Source organism: Protofrankia sp. Cj3, assembly GCF_917627355.1.
Classification (GTDB): domain Bacteria; phylum Actinomycetota; class Actinomycetes; order Frankiales; family Frankiaceae; genus Protofrankia.
In genome coordinates, this window is sequence record NZ_CAKJTR010000050.1 from 19,523 (window position 1) to 20,495 (window position 973).

A 973-nucleotide genomic window follows, 5' to 3' on the forward strand; every position below is an offset into this window, starting at 1 on the left:
CCCGAGGAGACAACAGCGGCTGGCCCCGCCCCAGCGGGAACTTCCTGATGTCAAGGGCGGGGTAGCAGCTCATTCATCGAGCCGGACCGGAAACCGCGGGGATCGATCTCCACCCGCTCGAAACCCTCGATTACCGTCAGCAGCTCCGGCCGCGCCGCCAGCGCCCGCACATGGGTGGCGTCCACCTCGACCATCGCCACCTCGCCAAGATCACGAACCCGTAGATTGCGCACGCCCAAGCCGGCGGTGTCCAGCGCCGCCCGCAACGCCGCCTCCGCCAGCTCAACGCGGGCGAGACGCCCCGGTGACACGGTGACGCCGTAGGCGATCCGGCTTGCCAGGCACGCGGCGGCCGGTTTGTCCCAGGTCGGCAGCCCCCACAACCGGGATGCCGCACGGATCTGGGCCTTGCTCAGACCGACGTCCAACAACGGGGTGCGTGCTCCCCGCGCGGCCGCCGCGCCGATACCCGGCCGGAACCCGGCCACCGCGTCGTCAGCATTCGTGCCGGTCACCACATGCGCAAGCCCGAGGGAAGCCGCGAGTGGGCGCAACGTCTCGGTGAGCTCCGCCTTGCAGAAGTAACACCTGTCCGGCCCGTTGGCCCGGTAACCGTCGCGGCCCATCTCGTTGGTGGCCGGCGTGAGATGGCGGACCCCGAGATCCGCCGCGAAATCGGCCGCCGCCCGCAGCTCCGCCCGCGGCAGGGAGGCAGAGACCGCGGTGGCGGCTGCCACGCGGTCGGGACCGAGCGCCCGAACCGCGGCGGCGAGCAGAAACGCCGAGTCCGCACCGCCGGAGAAGGCAACCAGTACGGAGCCGAGCTCAGCGAACCTCGCGGCCAGGTCATCGAGGTGGCCGGCCAGGAGACGGCCGTCCGCTGTCGACACCTCCGACGACACGGATCTCCCTGCTACGGATGCCGACACAGGTCCGAGGGTAGTGACCCACCCACACCGGACGCATGCCCGGT

At 71.1% G+C, this 973-nt stretch carries 1 protein-coding gene; it reads right to left on the reverse strand.

The features are described from left to right. Positions 1-50: 50 nt before the first annotated feature. Positions 51-973, reverse strand: a 923-nt coding sequence (gene larE, locus MJ783_RS09385; protein ID WP_370651578.1) for an ATP-dependent sacrificial sulfur transferase LarE, incomplete at its 5' end; no start/stop codon positions are given.